The sequence below is a fragment of the Streptomyces sp. NPDC036813 genome, assembly GCF_055609245.1.
Genome location: NZ_JBVJPV010000013.1, coordinates 69,047 through 82,972 on the forward strand (window position 1 = coordinate 69,047; position 13,926 = coordinate 82,972).

The following is a 13,926-nucleotide window of genomic DNA, read 5'->3' on the forward strand; positions in this document are numbered from 1 at the left end:
TGCGCGGGGACCGCCGCACCCCCGTTGCCGGGGGGCGGGACGACGGCGGTCCCCGCGGGGACGCGGGCCGGGTCAGGACCGGGCTCCTGCGTCCGTGGCGTCCGTGGAGGTCCGGGAGCCGCTCCGGAGGTCCGTGACGCCGTTACGTCGCCGGCGAGGGACGGGGAGCCGCTCCCATCCCCTGCCGACACCCACTACTGTGCCGGGCGCTTGTTAAGCCGGTGCTGCGCGGACGTGTCGCCCTCGTACCACTTCCGCGACAGCCCGATCGGCCCAGGTCACCGCGAGTTCGCCGCCGTGGTCGGCGGTTCACCCGGCGTTCACCGTCTCGTTCAGCCCTTGGCGAGGAACGCCAGCAGGTCCTGGCGGGAGACGACCCCGGTCGGCTTTCCTTCGACCAGGACGATCGCCGCGTCGGCCTTGCCGAGCACGCTCATCAGGTCCGCGACGGGCTCGCCGGAGCCGACCTGCGGCAGCGGCGCCGACATGTGCTTCTCCAGCGGGTCCTCCAGCGAGGCCCTCTTGCTGAACAGGGCGTCCAGCAGCTCGCGTTCGACGACGGAGCCGACGACCTCGGCGGCCATCACGTCCGGGTGACCGGCGCCCGGCTTGACCACCGGCATCTGCGAGACGCCGTACTCGCGCAGCACCTCGATGGCCTGCCCGACGGTCTCCTCGGGGTGCATGTGCACCAGGGACGGGATGGCGCCGTGCTCCTTGTCGTTGAGGACGTCGCCGACGCGGGCGCTCGGCCCCTCGTCCTCCAGGAAGCCGTAGTCGGCCATCCACTCGTCGTTGAAGATCTTGCTGAGGTAGCCGCGGCCGCTGTCCGGCAGCAGGACCACGACGACGTCGTCCTCGGTGAGCCGGGCGGCCACCTCCAGCGCCGCGACGACCGCCATGCCGCAGGAACCGCCGACGAGGAGGCCCTCCTCCTTGGCGAGGCGGCGGGTCATCTGGAAGGAGTCCTTGTCGGACACGGCGACGATCTCGTCGGCGACGTCGCGGTCGTAGGCGGTCGGCCAGAAGTCCTCACCGACACCCTCGACGAGATACGGCCGGCCGGAGCCGCCGGAGTAGACGGACCCCTCGGGGTCGGCGCCGACGACCTTCACCCGGCCGTCGCTGGCCTCCTTCAGGTAGCGCCCGGTGCCGGAGATGGTGCCGCCGGTGCCCACGCCCGCCACGAAGTGGGTGATCTTCCCCTCCGTCTGCTCCCACAGCTCGGGGCCGGTGGAGTGGTAGTGGGAGAGCGGGTTGTTGGGGTTGGAGTACTGGTCGGGCTTCCAGGCCCCCGGCGTCTCGCGCACGAGGCGGTCGGAGACGTTGTAGTAGGAGTCGGGGTGCTCCGGCGCCACGGCGGTCGGGCAGACCACGACCTCCGCGCCGTAGGCCCGCAGCACGTTGATCTTGTCGGTGCTCACCTTGTCGGGGCACACGAAGATGCACTTGTAGCCCTTCTGCTGGGCCACGATGGCGAGTCCGACGCCCGTGTTGCCGCTGGTCGGCTCGACGATCGTGCCGCCCGGCTTGAGCTCGCCACTCTGCTCGGCCGCCTCGATCATGCGCAGGGCGATGCGGTCCTTCACCGACCCGCCCGGGTTGAAGTACTCCACCTTGGCAAGGACGGTCGCCTTGATGCCCTTGGTCACGCTGTTGAGCCGCACCAGCGGGGTGTTGCCGACGAGGCTGATCATCGAGTCGTGGAATTGCACCGTTGTCTCCGGATGCTGCAAAAGATGTGGTCGTGGTGTTCCGCCAGCCTATGGCCTGTACGGCGTCCATGACGGGCGTTCACTCCTGGTGGAGATTGGGCAACGGTCCGTACGGGGCAAGGAGTGGGTGAGGGCGCTTCGAGGAGGTGGCGGCGACGCATGACGAGCATGTCGAGGGCGCGGGTGGCCCGTCGCATCGCGGCGGGCGCCGCCTATGGCGGTGGCGGCATCGGACTGGCGGGCGCGGCCCTGGTCGGTCTGCTGGTCGCCGAGGCCCAGATGGCGCGCCGCCAGGTGAGCAACGGCACCACCAACCATGTGCCGAACGCCGAGGGCCTGTACGGCCTGTCCTACGACACCCCGGGTGAGCCCCCGCTGCGGCTGCTGATGCTGGGCGACTCCACCGCCGCCGGGCAGGGCGTCCACCGGGCCGGGCAGACGCCGGGCGCGTTGCTGGCCTCCGGGCTCGCGGCGGTCGCCGAACGCCCGGTGCAGCTGCGCAACGTCGCCCTGCCCGGCGCCCGCTCGGACGATCTGGACCGCCAGGTGGGTCTGGCCCTGGCGGACCCCGGCCTGGTCCCCGACATCTGCGTGATCATGGTCGGCGCGAACGACGTCACCCACCGCATGCCACCGACCCGCTCGGTGCGCCACCTGGCGACGGCGGTACGGCGGCTGCGTACCGCCGGCGCGGAGGTGGTGGTCGGCACGTGCCCCGATCTCGGCACCATCGAGCCGGTGCAGCAGCCCCTGCGCTGGCTGGCCCGGCGTGCCTCGCGGCAGCTGGCGGCGGCGCAGACGATCGGGGTGGTGGAGCAGGGGGGCCGGACCGTGTCGCTGGGCGACCTGCTGGGCCCGGAGTTCGCGGCGAACCCGCGTGAGCTGTTCGGCCCCGACAGCTATCACCCCTCCGCCGAGGGCTACGCGACGGCGGCGATGGCGGTGCTGCCGACGGTGTGCGCGACGCTGGGGCTGTGGCCGGCGGAGGAGGAGCGGCCGGACGTCACGCGCCGCGAGGGCATCCTGCCGGTCGCCAAGGCGGCGGCGGAGGCGGCGTCGGAGGCCGGCACGGAGGTTGCGGCGGCGCGGGGGCCCTGGGCGGTACTGAAGCGCCGACGCCGGCGCCGGGTCCCGGAAACGGAGCCGCAGCCGGTGACGCCGTCGTCGTGAAGGGAGGGGTGCGGCCGGCCCGCGTGACGGGGTACCCGGTGCCCGCGGTGCCGGCCGACTGGCGGCTGCGGCCCGCCCAGGGGCGCGGGGACTGCGCGACCGGCCCACCGCTCACCCGCAGACGACACACGGGCCCGGCACCCCACGCACCCCACCGAGGGAGCCGTCAGCAGACAAAAGCAAGCGCTTAGAAAGTTGCGGTCAAGGTCACACCTCGCCGCCCGTGACCTGAACCATACGGAGGGGTAACTTCCCAGGAAGTCCGCCCGATCCCCGCAAGCCCATGGAGCCGTGATGCCCGAAGCCGTCATCGTCTCGACCGCCCGCTCCCCCATCGGCCGCGCCTTCAAGGGCTCCCTGAAGGACCTGCGCCCGGACGACCTGACCGCCACGATCATCCAGGCGGCCCTCGCCAAGGTCCCCGAGCTGGACCCGAAGGACATCGACGACCTGATGCTCGGCTGCGGCCTCCCCGGCGGCGAGCAGGGCAACAACCTCGGCCGCATCGTCGCCGTGCAGATGGGCATGGACCACCTGCCCGGCTGCACGATCACCCGGTACTGCTCCTCCTCCCTGCAGACCTCCCGCATGGCGCTGCACGCCATCAAGGCCGGCGAGGGCGACGTCTTCATCTCGGCCGGTGTCGAGACGGTGTCCCGGTTCACCAAGGGCAACTCCGACAGCCTCCCGGACACCCACAACCCGCTCTTCGCCGAGGCCGAGGCCCGCACCGCCGAGGTCGCCCAGCAGGAGGGCACCACCTGGCACGACCCGCGTGAGGACGGTCTGCTGCCCGACGCGTACATCGCGATGGGCCAGACCGCGGAGAACCTCGCCCGCCTCAAGGGCATCAGCCGCCAGGAGATGGACGAGTTCGGCGTCCGCTCGCAGAACCTCGCCGAGGAAGCCATCAAGAACGGCTTCTGGGAGCGCGAGATCACCCCGGTCACCCTCCCCGACGGCACGGTCGTCTCCAAGGACGACGGCCCCCGCGCCGGCGTCACCCTGGAGGGCGTCCAGGGCCTGAAGCCGGTCTTCCGCCCCGACGGCCTCGTCACCGCCGCCAACTGCTGCCCGCTGAACGACGGTGCCGCCGCGCTCGTCATCATGTCGGACACCAAGGCCCGCGAGCTCGGCCTGACCCCGCTCGCCCGGATCGTCTCCACCGGCGTCTCCGGCCTGTCCCCGGAGATCATGGGCCTCGGCCCGGTCGAGGCGAGCAAGCAGGCGCTGCGGCGCGCCGGGCTGAGCATCGGCGACATCGACCTGGTCGAGATCAACGAGGCTTTCGCCGCCCAGGTGATCCCCTCCTACCAGGAGCTCGGCATCGACCTGGACAAGCTGAACGTCAACGGCGGCGCCATCGCCGTCGGCCACCCCTTCGGCATGACCGGCGCCCGCATCACCGGCACGCTCATCAACTCCCTGCAGTGGCACGACAAGCAGTTCGGCCTGGAGACGATGTGCGTCGGCGGCGGCCAGGGCATGGCGATGGTCATCGAGCGCCTGAGCTGACCCCTGCGTAACCGGCGGGACACCTTGTGTGAGCCCATGGCCCGGAGTCCGCGAACTCACGCGGCTCCGGGCCGTTTTGTGATCCAATCTCACCCATGATGTGACCTATATCCCTCCCCCGGGGGAAAGCCGCAGGTCATGGTGGTCACACCAGCCGCCGGCGGCACAACACCCTGTCCGTTTCGTGACGTTACGCACTGACAACTTGATGGTCCACCCTTCAAGCTGATGTAGGAAGTCGGGGGTCGACTTTGAACCTGGGAGTACGTCAGTGAGCGCCATGCCGATCGCGTTGCTGGTCACCACGGCCGCCACGGGCGCCGTGGGCCTCGCCGTCCTGCGCACCCTCGTCCTGCTGCGCCGGCAGGTAACAGCCCTGCACACGCAGCTGACCGCGAACCACTCCGCGACCCACGGGCTGCTGCCCGCCGCGCGCGCCGCGGCCGACGCGGACGAGATACGCGCCGCCGTGGCCGACGCCCTCGCCGAGGAGCGCGAGCGCGAACTCGCCGAGGCGCGGGCGTTCTGGGCGGCGCAGGAGGCTCGCGACGCCTCCGACACGCCCTCCCTGCTGGGTCTGGCCGACAGCGAGCTGTTCCTGCCCCGCCAGGTGGACTTCGTGGGCCTGGAGCCGGTGACCGAGCACGGCCCGGAGGCCGACGAGTTCTCGGGCGAGTCCCCGGAACTGGCCGCGGCCCGCCGCCGCCACCCCTCCCACCCGGACTTCGTGCCGATGCAGTCACCCGTCGTGAACGACCATGAGCGCACGGTGGTCATCCTGGAGGAACTGGCCGCGGACCGCGTCCAGCTGACCGACGTCCGCCCCGGCCCGCTCGGCACGCTCGATGTCTACGTCTTCGCCGACGGCACCACGCTGTGCATGACCCCGGGCCACCGCGACACCGCGGACCGTCTGGCGGCCGCCCTGCGCGCCGGCGACACGCCGTACCTGCTCGGTGGCTCCGGCATCTCGGGCGCGTACACCCTGACGTTCGCCTGCGGCGAGGACAACGTCTACATCCTGGCGGACCGGGTCATAGCGAGCCTGTAGGGACGGGGCGCGCAGGCACCCCGCAAGAGGCGCGGGGAACGGCGCGACCAGCCACGCACAGCCGGCACCCGCCGACGCGAACTCAGACCCCCGCCCTCTTCTGAGCCTCCTCCACCCGGCGCACGGCCTCCTCCACGTCGGCCTGCGACGTGAGCACCACCGCCAGATCCCGCCCCGCGACGGTCACCTGGTCGGCCGCCGCGAACATCCCCGCGTCGGGCATCTCCCGCGCCACGCCCCCCGGCGACTCGAGATCCTGCGCCCATGTGGCCAGCTCCCTGGCCAGCGCCAGCGCCTCCGCGGCGGCTCCTCGTTGCAGACGGGACTGCGGTGCTGCCCGCAACCGATCGGCGAAGTGATCAACAGCTCGGGTCAGAGACGTCGTATCCACCACGCCGTGAGCCTACGCGCCCGCTCGGGACTGTTGCCAACGAGCGAACACTCAGGCACGGTGACCTGAAGGACCGGCTTACATCCCATGCGTCCGGAGGCGCCGATGTCCCATGTCCTCTCCGAGGAGACCCACCGCAACATTCTCGCCCGCATCCCCCACTGCACCGGTCGTGAGATCGCCGACTGGCTGCGCACCGTCGAAGAAGGCCCCGCCCTCCGTTTCGAGGAGAAGGTGAGCTGGCTGCGGCACGAGCACAATCTCGCGTACGGCCACGCCAAGGCGATCATCCATGAGTACGAGCTGAGGAGGGCCGCGCGGAAGCTGCGCTGACCGCTCCGCCCTTTGCGAGCGAGCGCCGCGCGCACCCGCAGACACACGCCGAAGGGCCCCGGGACGCGTGTCCCGGGGCCCTTCCCGACGTCGGCCGGCGCGTGCCGGCCCGCGTCAGTCGTTGCTGCTGAAGATCGCCACCAGCCGCAGCATCTCCAGGTAGATCCACACCAGGGTCATGGTGAGACCGAACGCGGCCAGCCACGCCTCGTTGCGCGGGGCGCCGTAGGCGATGCCGTCCTCGATCTGCTTGAAGTCGAGGGTCAGGAAGAACGCGCCGATCAGGATCGCGATGATGCCCACGACCGCGCCCAGCGGACCCATGCTGCGCAGACCGCCGTCCCCGGCGACGCCGAACGCCACCAGCAGCAGGTTGACCGCCATCACCACCACGAACGCGATGGCGATGGCCATGCCGATGCGGGCGTAGCGCGCCGTGACACGGATCCAGCCGGCCTTGTACACGAGCAGCGTGGCGCCGGAGACCGCCATGGTGCCGAGCACCGCCTGGAACGGGGCGCCGCTCCACGCGCTGTTGTACATCTCACTGATCACGCCGAGGAAGACGCCCTCGAACGCGGCGTAGCCCAGGATCAGCGCGGGCGACGGGGTGCGCTTGAAGCTCTGCACCATCGCGAGGACGAAGGCGACCAGCGCCGAGCCGATCGCCAGGCCGTAGGAACCGGGTGAGACCGGCAGGACGGCCCAGGCGAGGACCGCGCCGAGGACGACCACGCCGAGCGTGGTGGCCGAGCGCATGACGACGTCGTCCATCGTCATCCGGCCGGTGGTGGCCGGGGCCTGCGGGGCGCCGTACTGCGCGTCCTGCGGGGCGTACGGGTTGGTGGCGTAGGGGTTCTGCGCGTAGGGGTTGCCACCCTGGGCGTACTGACCGCCCTGGGCGTAGGGGTTGCCCTGTGCGTACCCGGCCTGCGGTGCGGTGTTGAAGCCCGCGTAGCCGTTGTCGCGGCTGAACCCCCGTCGCGAGAAGACCGGGTTGCTGCTCCTCATCTCACTCCTCCATGGCCACCGAGCGTGGCCTTGGCTCAAGAGTAATGGAAAGGCAAAGGATCGACCCTAATACCTGGGAAGGATCTTTCCCGCCCTGTGCTGCGCAACACGCTACGCGCAGGGGTGATTCCCGCCACCGCCGGGCCCGGTTCATGACGAAGCCGGTACACGTCCGGAATCGGCCGGAGATCCACCCGCCCGGCCGCTCAGTCGAGCGGGAAACCGGTGTACGCCTCGGCGAGGTCGGTCTCGGCCGCGCGATGGGCGGTGATGCGCTCCAGACGGGCGACCTGGAGGCGGTCGTCGAACGGGGTGGCGTCCGGCGCGCGGTGCAGCAGGGTCGTCATGTCGTAGGAGAAGCGCTCGGCCTGCCACACGCGGCGCAGGCAGGACTGCGCGTAGGAGTCGAGCAGCTCCTCGGAGCCGGTGTCGCGCCGGTGGATCAGGGCGCGCGCGAAGGTCACGACGTCACCGACGGCGAGGTTGAGGCCCTTGGCGCCGGTGGGCGGCACGATGTGCGCGGCGTCCCCGGCGAGGAAGAGGCGGCCGTACCGCATGGGCTCGTGGACGAAGGAGCGCATCGGCGTGACGGACTTCTGGGTGATCGGCCCGCGCTCGAGGCGCCAGTCGTCGTCGCTCTCGAAGCGTCGGTCCAGCTCGTCCCAGATCTCCTCGTCGCTCCAGCTCTCCGCGTCGGTGTCCGCGGGCACCTGGAGGTAGAGGCGGGAGACGGACGGGGAGCGCATGGAGAGCAGGGCGAAGCCGCGGTCGTGGCGGGCGTAGACCAGCTCGGCGTGCGAGGGCGCGACGTCGGCGAGGACGCCGAGCCAGCCGAAGGGGTACGTCCGCTCGAAGACCCGGGACAGCGCGGCGGGGACCGCCTTGCGGGCCACGCCCCAGAAGCCGTCGCAGCCGACGACGTAGTCGCACTCGAGGACGTCCTCGCGGCCCTCGTGCCGGAACCGCACGCGAGGGTGGTCCGTGCCGGCGTCCTCCACGGCGAGGGCCTCGGCCTCGAACAGCAGCGGGCCGCCCTCCTCGATCTGGAGCGCGATGAGGTCCTTGCACACCTCGGTCTGGGCGTAGACCATCACCGACTTGCCCCCGGTCAGCGCCGGGAAGTCGACGCGGTGGCGCTTCCTGCCGAAGCGCAGCTCGATGCCGTCGTGGCGCAGGCCCTCGCGGTCCATGCGCTCGGCGGCGCCGGCCGCGCGCAGGACGTCCACGGTGCCCTGCTCCAGGATCCCGGCGCGCTGGCGCTGTTCGACGTAGGCGCGGTCGCGGCTCTCCAGGACGACCGAGTCGATGCCGGCGGTGTGCAGCAGCCGGGCCAGGACGAGGCCGGCCGGACCGGCGCCGATGATGCCGACGGTGGTGCGCATCGGGCGTTCCCTTCGGGTGGGCGACACAGGGCCGCCAGGCCGGTGTGTTCGCGTGGTGAAATTTCCTTCACTGATGTCGGGACGCGAGTCTGCGCCCGCCGTCACCCGCTGTCAACGGGTGCGCGGTGTCGCGTCGGGGAGGGTGCGGCCGGCGGCCGAGGGTCGGAGGTGCCCGGAGCCGGACTTGAACCGGCACGCCCGCGAAGGGGCAGCGAGGTTTAAGCTCGCCGTGTCTGCATTCCACCATCCGGGCAGGCCATGGGCTCCGCATCGAGACTCCGACCCTATCGGGAGACGCCCCGCGCACAGGGGGCGGGTGACCCGATGTTGTCTTATTTTATTGAGGTCTGAGGGAGCATCAGCCACCGGAACGCGCCGTCCGCACTTGCCAGCAGCCTTGCGTGCGGCGCTCCGCCGCGTACGCGAAATGACGGAATTTCACCGTCCGAACGAGGGTGCGCCACCGGTTCTCACGACCGCCCGTCCGCCCGGCGTTCTCAGGGACGTCCGTCATCCCCAGGTATGACACGACCGCCCCGGGTCCGACCGCAGTCGGCCCCGGGAACCGGAACAGCGGGTGACTCCACGGCGTCGGGCCGCCGGAACGATGGAACACGTCCCTCGAACACCGTCGTTTCCGTGAGGAGAGCTGTCCCGTGACCACCACATCCGTCGCCGGCCGGACCAGTTCCGCCGTGGCCGCACGCGCCACGGACCTGTCGAAGATCTACGGCCAGGGCGAGACCCAGGTGGTCGCCCTCGACCGGGTCTCGGTCGATTTCCACCAGGCCCAGTTCACCGCCATCATGGGCCCCTCCGGCTCCGGCAAGTCCACCCTGATGCACTGCGTCGCGGGCCTGGACACCTTCTCCTCCGGCTCCGTGCGCATCGGCGACACCGAACTGGGCTCGCTGAAGGACAAGCATCTGACCAAGCTGCGCCGCGACAAGATCGGCTTCATCTTCCAGGCGTTCAACCTGCTGCCGACGCTGACCGCGCTGGAGAACATCACCCTCCCGATGGACATCGCGGGCCGCAGGCCCGACCAGCAGTGGCTGGACGCGGTGATCAGGATGGTCGGCCTGTCGGACCGGCTCGGGCACCGCCCCTCGCAGCTCTCCGGCGGCCAGCAGCAGCGCGTCGCCGTCGCCCGCGCGCTCGCCTCCAAGCCGGACATCATCTTCGGTGACGAGCCGACCGGAAACCTCGACTCCCGCGCCGGCGCCGAGGTCCTCGGCTTCCTGCGCAACTCCGTGCGGGAACTGGGCCAGACCGTCGTGATGGTCACCCACGACCCGGTCGCCGCCGCCTACGCGGACCGTGTCGTCTTCCTCGCCGACGGCCGCATCGTCGATGAGATGATCCGCCCCACCGCGGACGCCGTCCTCGACTACATGCGTGTCCTTCCCGGGGGCAACCCCCGGACCGCCGAGTTCGACACGAAGGGCCGCACCAGCTGATGTTCCGCACCGCGCTGCGCAACGTCCTCGCGCACAAGGCCCGCCTGCTGATGACCGTCCTCGCCGTGATGCTCGGCGTGGCGTTCGTCTCCGGCACCCTCGTCTTCACCGACACCGTCTCCGACGCCTACAAGAAGAGCTCCGCCAAGGGCTTCGACCACGTCGACGTCGCCGTCGAGCCCCGCTCGAAGGCCGACACCGGCAACACCGTCGGCAAGCGTCCCGAGCTGACCCAGGCGCAATTGGAGACCAGCGCCAAGGTGCCCGGCGCCGCCTTTGCGATCGGCGTCGTCCAGGGCTTCACCGCCATCGCCGACCAGCACGGCAAGCTCATCGGCGGCGGCTTCCGCTCCGAGGGCGGCAACTACTGGGGCACCAAGGACCCGCGCTACCCGCTCGTCGAGGGCCACGCGCCCGCCGGCAAGGACCAGGTCCTCATCGACGAGAAGACCGCCGAGCGGGCCGGCTACGAGGTCGGCGACACCGTGCGCATCTCGGTCGACGGCCCGGTCCTGACCCCGTTGATCACCGGCATCTTCTCCACCGACGACGGCAACGTCGCCGCCGGCGGCAGCCTCGCCCTGTTCGACACGGCGACCGCGCAGCGGCTGTTCGGCAAGGCGGGCACCTACGACGAGGTCGACGTCAAGGCCGCCCCCGGCACCTCCCAGACCGCGCTGCGGGCCGCGCTGGACAAGGCGCTGCCGAAGGACGCCGTGGAGACCACCACCGGCAGGCAGCTCGCCGACGACCAGGCGCAGATGATCTCCGCGCAGATGGGCGGGATGCAGCAGGCGCTGCTGGTCTTCGCCGGCATCGCCCTGTTCGTCGGCACCTTCATCATCGCCAACACCTTCACCATGCTGGTCGCCCAGCGCACCAAGGAACTCGCGCTGCTGCGCGCCGTCGGCGCCTCCCGCCGGCAGGTCACGCGCTCGGTGCTGATCGAGGCGCTGGTGGTCGGCACGGTGGCCGGGGTCGCCGGTCTCGTCGCGGGCATCGGCATCGGCGCCGGGCTCAGGTCCCTGATGGGCGCGTTCGACGCGACCGTCCCGGACGGCCCGCTGGTGATCTCCCCCGGCACCGTGGCCGCCGCGCTCGTCGTCGGCGTCGTGGTGACCATGCTGGCCGCCTGGCTGCCCGCACGGCGTGCCGCGAAGATCCCGCCGGTGGCGGCGATGAGCAGCGTGCACGCCAAGGCGTCCACCAAGTCGCTGGTGCTGCGCAACACCATCGGCGCCCTGTTCGCCGCGGCCGGCGTCGCGGTGGTGCTCGCGGCCACCTCGATGGACGCCGACGCCGCCCAGGCCGCCATGGGGATCGGCGCGGTGCTGCTGATCATCGGCGTGTTCGTGCTCACCCCGCTGCTGTCCCGCCCGCTGATCGCGGCGGCCGCGCCGGTGCTGCGCGTGTTCGGGGTGTCGGGCAAGCTCGCCCGGCAGAACTCGGTGCGCAACCCGCGCCGTACCGCCGCCACGGCCTCCGCGCTGATGATCGGGCTCACCCTGATCACCGGCATGACGGTGATGGCGGGCAGCCTGCAGACGTCCATCGACAAGATGGCCTCGGCGGCGATCCGCGCCGACTACGTCGTCTCCATGGCGAACGGCAACGAGCTGTCCCCGGGCGTCGAGAAGACACTGCGCACGACCGAAGGCGTCACGGACGTCAGCCCGTTGCGCAACGCGCCCTCGCGCATCGACGGGCGGACCGAGTACCTGACCGGCGTGAATGGCGCCGCGATCGGCAAGCTCACCGATCTGAAGACCGAGGACGGCTCCTTCACGGTCGGCGGCGACAAGGTCGTCGTCGACCAGGACACCGCCAAGGACCACGGCTGGCGCGCCGGTTCCGGCTTCACCGCGCACTACGAGGACGGCAAGGCGCAGCGGCTGACGGTCGCCGGGGTGTACGAGGGCAACGACATGCTCCACGGGATCATGCTCGACACCGCCGCCCTCGCCCCGCACCAGCCGGCCGGCGCCGGTGACATGCAGGTCATGGTGAAGACGGCCGACGGCACGTCGGCCGGCACCAAGGACCGCCTGGTGAAGGCGCTGGGCGACAACCCGGCGATCAGGATCCAGGACAAGCAGGACGTCTCCGACGAGATCGCGCAGATCTTCACACTGATGCTGAACATGCTCTACGGCCTGCTCGGCATGGCGGTGATCGTCGCGGTGCTCGGGGTCGTCAACACCCTGGCGATGAGCGTCTTCGAGCGTGCGCAGGAGATCGGCATGCTGCGTGCGATCGGCCTGGACCGCTCGGGCATCAAGCGGATGGTCCGCCTGGAGTCCCTGGTGATCTCCCTGTTCGGCGGCGTGCTCGGCATCGGCCTCGGCGTCTTCTTCGGCTGGGCGGCCGGTGAGCTGCTCGGCACCAAGATGCCGACGTACGAGCTGGTGCTGCCGTGGGCGCGGATGGCGCTGTTCCTGGCGGGAGCCGCCCTGGTGGGCGTCCTGGCGGCCCTGTGGCCGGCCCGCCGCGCGGCCCGCCTGAACATGCTGCAGGCCATCAAGGCGGAGTAGCGGGTACGACACCGCGGGGCCCCGCTTCCTTCCGAAAGCGGGGCCCTTGCGCCGGGTCAGTTCCAGGTGCGGGCGCGCAGCGGCATCCCGGAGGCGCCGGAGTCGGGGGTCTTCACGGCGAGGACCTGGTTGACGCCGATCCGGTTGTGTTCGAAGGCCAGGGCCGAGGCGGCCATGTACAGCCGCCACACCCGGGCCCGGCCCGGGCTGGTCAGCCGGACCGCGCGGTCCCACTGCGCCTCCAGGTTGGCGACCCAGCCGCGCAGGGTGAGCGCGTAGTGCTCCCGGATCGACTCCATGTCGCGCACCTCGAAACCGGCCCGCTCCAGCTGCGTGACCGTGGTGCCGATGGGCTGCAGCTCGCCGTCGGGGAAGACGTAGGCGTCGATGAAGGCGTCCACGTCGTACGCGCCCTCGTCGCGCTGCGGGCGGCGGCCGATCTGGTGGTTGAGCAGCCGGCCGCCGGGCTTGAGCAGGGCGTGCAGGCTCTGGGCGTACTCCAGATAGCGTTCGGCGCCGACGTGCTCGGCCATGCCGATGGAGGAGATCGCGTCGTAGGGCCCGTCCTGGACGTCCCGGTAATCCTGCACCCGGATCTCGACCCGGTCGGTCAGGCCCTCGTCGGCGGCCCGCTTGCGGGCGTAGGCGGCCTGCTCCTGGGAGAGCGTGATGCCGACGACGCTCACCCCGTGCTCACGGGCCGCGTGGAGCGCCATGGAACCCCAGCCGCAGCCGACGTCGAGCAGCCGCTGACCCGGCTTCAGGGCGAGCTTGCGGCTGACCAGTTCGAGCTTGTCGCGCTGGGCGGTCTCCAACGACGCGTCGGGGGCAGGCCAGTAGGCGCAGGAGTACACCATGGACGGGCCGAGGACCAGCTCGTAGAAGTCGTTGCCGACGTCGTAGTGGTGGCTGATGGCCTTCTTGTCGGTGCGGCGGGTGTGCAGATGGCCGCGGCGCCGGCGGACCTCCTCGGGGGGCGGCGCGGGCGGCAGCGGCGGCCCCGCGAGCTTCACCAGGCCGCGCACGGCCTGGCGTACGGACGGATCGCGCAGGGCATCGCCGAGGGTTCTCGCGTCCTCGCCGCGGTCCCAGATCAGTTCGGCGAGCAGGTCGAGCGCGGCGTACAGATCGCCCTCGATCTCCAGGTCGCCGGCCACCCAGGCGCGGGCCAGGCCCAGTTCGCCCGGTTTGAACAGCAGCCGGCGCAGCGCGCGACGGTTGCGCACGACCAGCGTCGGGGCGCCGGGAGGACCGGCCTGTGAGCCGTCCCAGGCGCGGATACGGACCGGGAGCGGCACTCCCAGCAACTGCTCGAGCAGGCGCGTGAGCCGCAGCGCGGCGTCGGCCATGTGCAACACCTCCGTGAC

11 protein-coding genes and 1 tRNA gene are annotated in these 13,926 nt (G+C 71.2%); 6 read left to right on the top strand and 6 right to left on the bottom strand.

Translation table 11 applies throughout. The features are described from left to right. Positions 1-332 precede the first annotated feature (332 nt). On the bottom strand, positions 333-1,715 hold the full coding sequence (locus tag ACZ67Q_RS25795) for a cystathionine beta-synthase (protein ID WP_471186308.1): 1,383 nt from the start codon (positions 1,713-1,715) through the stop codon (positions 333-335). A gap of 159 nt (positions 1,716-1,874) precedes the next feature. Between ACZ67Q_RS25795 and ACZ67Q_RS25800 the strand changes: the two genes are divergently transcribed. From ACZ67Q_RS25800 to ACZ67Q_RS25810, 3 genes are all read left to right on the top strand, one after another. Next, positions 1,875-2,885, top strand: a complete 1,011-nt coding sequence (locus ACZ67Q_RS25800) for an SGNH/GDSL hydrolase family protein (protein WP_471186311.1) — start codon at positions 1,875-1,877, stop codon at positions 2,883-2,885. Positions 2,886-3,179: 294 nt separating this feature from the next. Next, positions 3,180-4,400 (top strand): acetyl-CoA C-acetyltransferase, encoded by a 1,221-nt coding sequence (locus tag ACZ67Q_RS25805; protein ID WP_471186314.1) that lies wholly within the window; start codon positions 3,180-3,182, stop codon positions 4,398-4,400. 271 nt (positions 4,401-4,671) lie between these two features. Continuing rightward, the gene (locus ACZ67Q_RS25810; RefSeq protein ID WP_471186317.1) at positions 4,672-5,451 is read left to right on the top strand and encodes a hypothetical protein; all 780 of its coding nucleotides are present in this window, start codon (positions 4,672-4,674) and stop codon (positions 5,449-5,451) included. An 82-nt stretch (positions 5,452-5,533) separates the two neighbouring features. On the opposite strand, the gene ACZ67Q_RS25815 is transcribed toward ACZ67Q_RS25810, so the two are convergent. After that, a complete protein-coding gene (locus ACZ67Q_RS25815; protein WP_471186320.1) occupies positions 5,534-5,845 on the bottom strand; it encodes a hypothetical protein in 312 nt (103 codons plus the stop codon). Between the two features lie 102 nt (positions 5,846-5,947). On the opposite strand from ACZ67Q_RS25815, the gene ACZ67Q_RS25820 reads away from it, so the two are divergent. Further along, a complete protein-coding gene (locus ACZ67Q_RS25820) occupies positions 5,948-6,175 on the top strand; it encodes a DUF4287 domain-containing protein (protein WP_361628545.1) in 228 nt (75 codons plus the stop codon). 114 nt (positions 6,176-6,289) lie between these two features. Here ACZ67Q_RS25820 and ACZ67Q_RS25825 read toward each other — a convergent pair whose 3' ends face one another. The 3 genes from ACZ67Q_RS25825 to ACZ67Q_RS25835 form a co-directional block, all read right to left on the bottom strand. Continuing rightward, a complete protein-coding gene (locus ACZ67Q_RS25825) occupies positions 6,290-7,186 on the bottom strand; it encodes a Bax inhibitor-1/YccA family protein (RefSeq protein ID WP_471186323.1) in 897 nt (298 codons plus the stop codon). Between the two features lie 206 nt (positions 7,187-7,392). Next, positions 7,393-8,568 carry a 4-hydroxybenzoate 3-monooxygenase gene (locus ACZ67Q_RS25830; protein ID WP_471186326.1) on the bottom strand — a complete coding sequence of 392 codons (1,176 nt, stop codon included), beginning with the start codon at positions 8,566-8,568 and terminating at the stop codon, positions 7,393-7,395. Positions 8,569-8,737: 169 nt separating this feature from the next. After that, positions 8,738-8,821 (bottom strand) — tRNA-Leu (locus ACZ67Q_RS25835). Positions 8,822-9,224: 403 nt separating this feature from the next. Here ACZ67Q_RS25835 and ACZ67Q_RS25840 point away from each other — a divergent pair. Both ACZ67Q_RS25840 and ACZ67Q_RS25845 read left to right on the top strand, forming a co-directional pair. Continuing rightward, positions 9,225-10,028, top strand: a complete 804-nt coding sequence (locus ACZ67Q_RS25840) for an ABC transporter ATP-binding protein (RefSeq protein WP_471186329.1) — start codon at positions 9,225-9,227, stop codon at positions 10,026-10,028. Continuing rightward, the gene (locus ACZ67Q_RS25845) at positions 10,028-12,559 is read left to right on the top strand and encodes an ABC transporter permease (RefSeq protein WP_471186332.1); all 2,532 of its coding nucleotides are present in this window, start codon (positions 10,028-10,030) and stop codon (positions 12,557-12,559) included. Before ACZ67Q_RS25840 ends, ACZ67Q_RS25845 begins: the two co-directional genes overlap by 1 nt. A gap of 56 nt (positions 12,560-12,615) precedes the next feature. Here the strand turns inward: ACZ67Q_RS25845 and ACZ67Q_RS25850 are convergent, their stop codons facing one another. Next, positions 12,616-13,908, bottom strand: a complete 1,293-nt coding sequence (locus ACZ67Q_RS25850; RefSeq protein WP_471186334.1) for a class I SAM-dependent methyltransferase — start codon at positions 13,906-13,908, stop codon at positions 12,616-12,618. Positions 13,909-13,926: the final 18 nt, after the last annotated feature.

Coding starts and splice junctions, on each gene's coding strand:
- ACZ67Q_RS25800 (WP_471186311.1), top strand. CDS start 1,875: ATGACGAGCATGTCGAGGGCGCGGGTGGCCCGTCGCATCGCGGCGGGC.
- ACZ67Q_RS25805 (WP_471186314.1), top strand. CDS start 3,180: ATGCCCGAAGCCGTCATCGTCTCGACCGCCCGCTCCCCCATCGGCCGC.
- ACZ67Q_RS25820 (WP_361628545.1), top strand. CDS start 5,948: ATGTCCCATGTCCTCTCCGAGGAGACCCACCGCAACATTCTCGCCCGC.
- ACZ67Q_RS25825 (WP_471186323.1), bottom strand. CDS start 7,186: ATGAGGAGCAGCAACCCGGTCTTCTCGCGACGGGGGTTCAGCCGCGAC.
- ACZ67Q_RS25830 (WP_471186326.1), bottom strand. CDS start 8,568: ATGCGCACCACCGTCGGCATCATCGGCGCCGGTCCGGCCGGCCTCGTC.
- ACZ67Q_RS25845 (WP_471186332.1), top strand. CDS start 10,028: ATGTTCCGCACCGCGCTGCGCAACGTCCTCGCGCACAAGGCCCGCCTG.
- ACZ67Q_RS25850 (WP_471186334.1), bottom strand. CDS start 13,908: ATGGCCGACGCCGCGCTGCGGCTCACGCGCCTGCTCGAGCAGTTGCTG.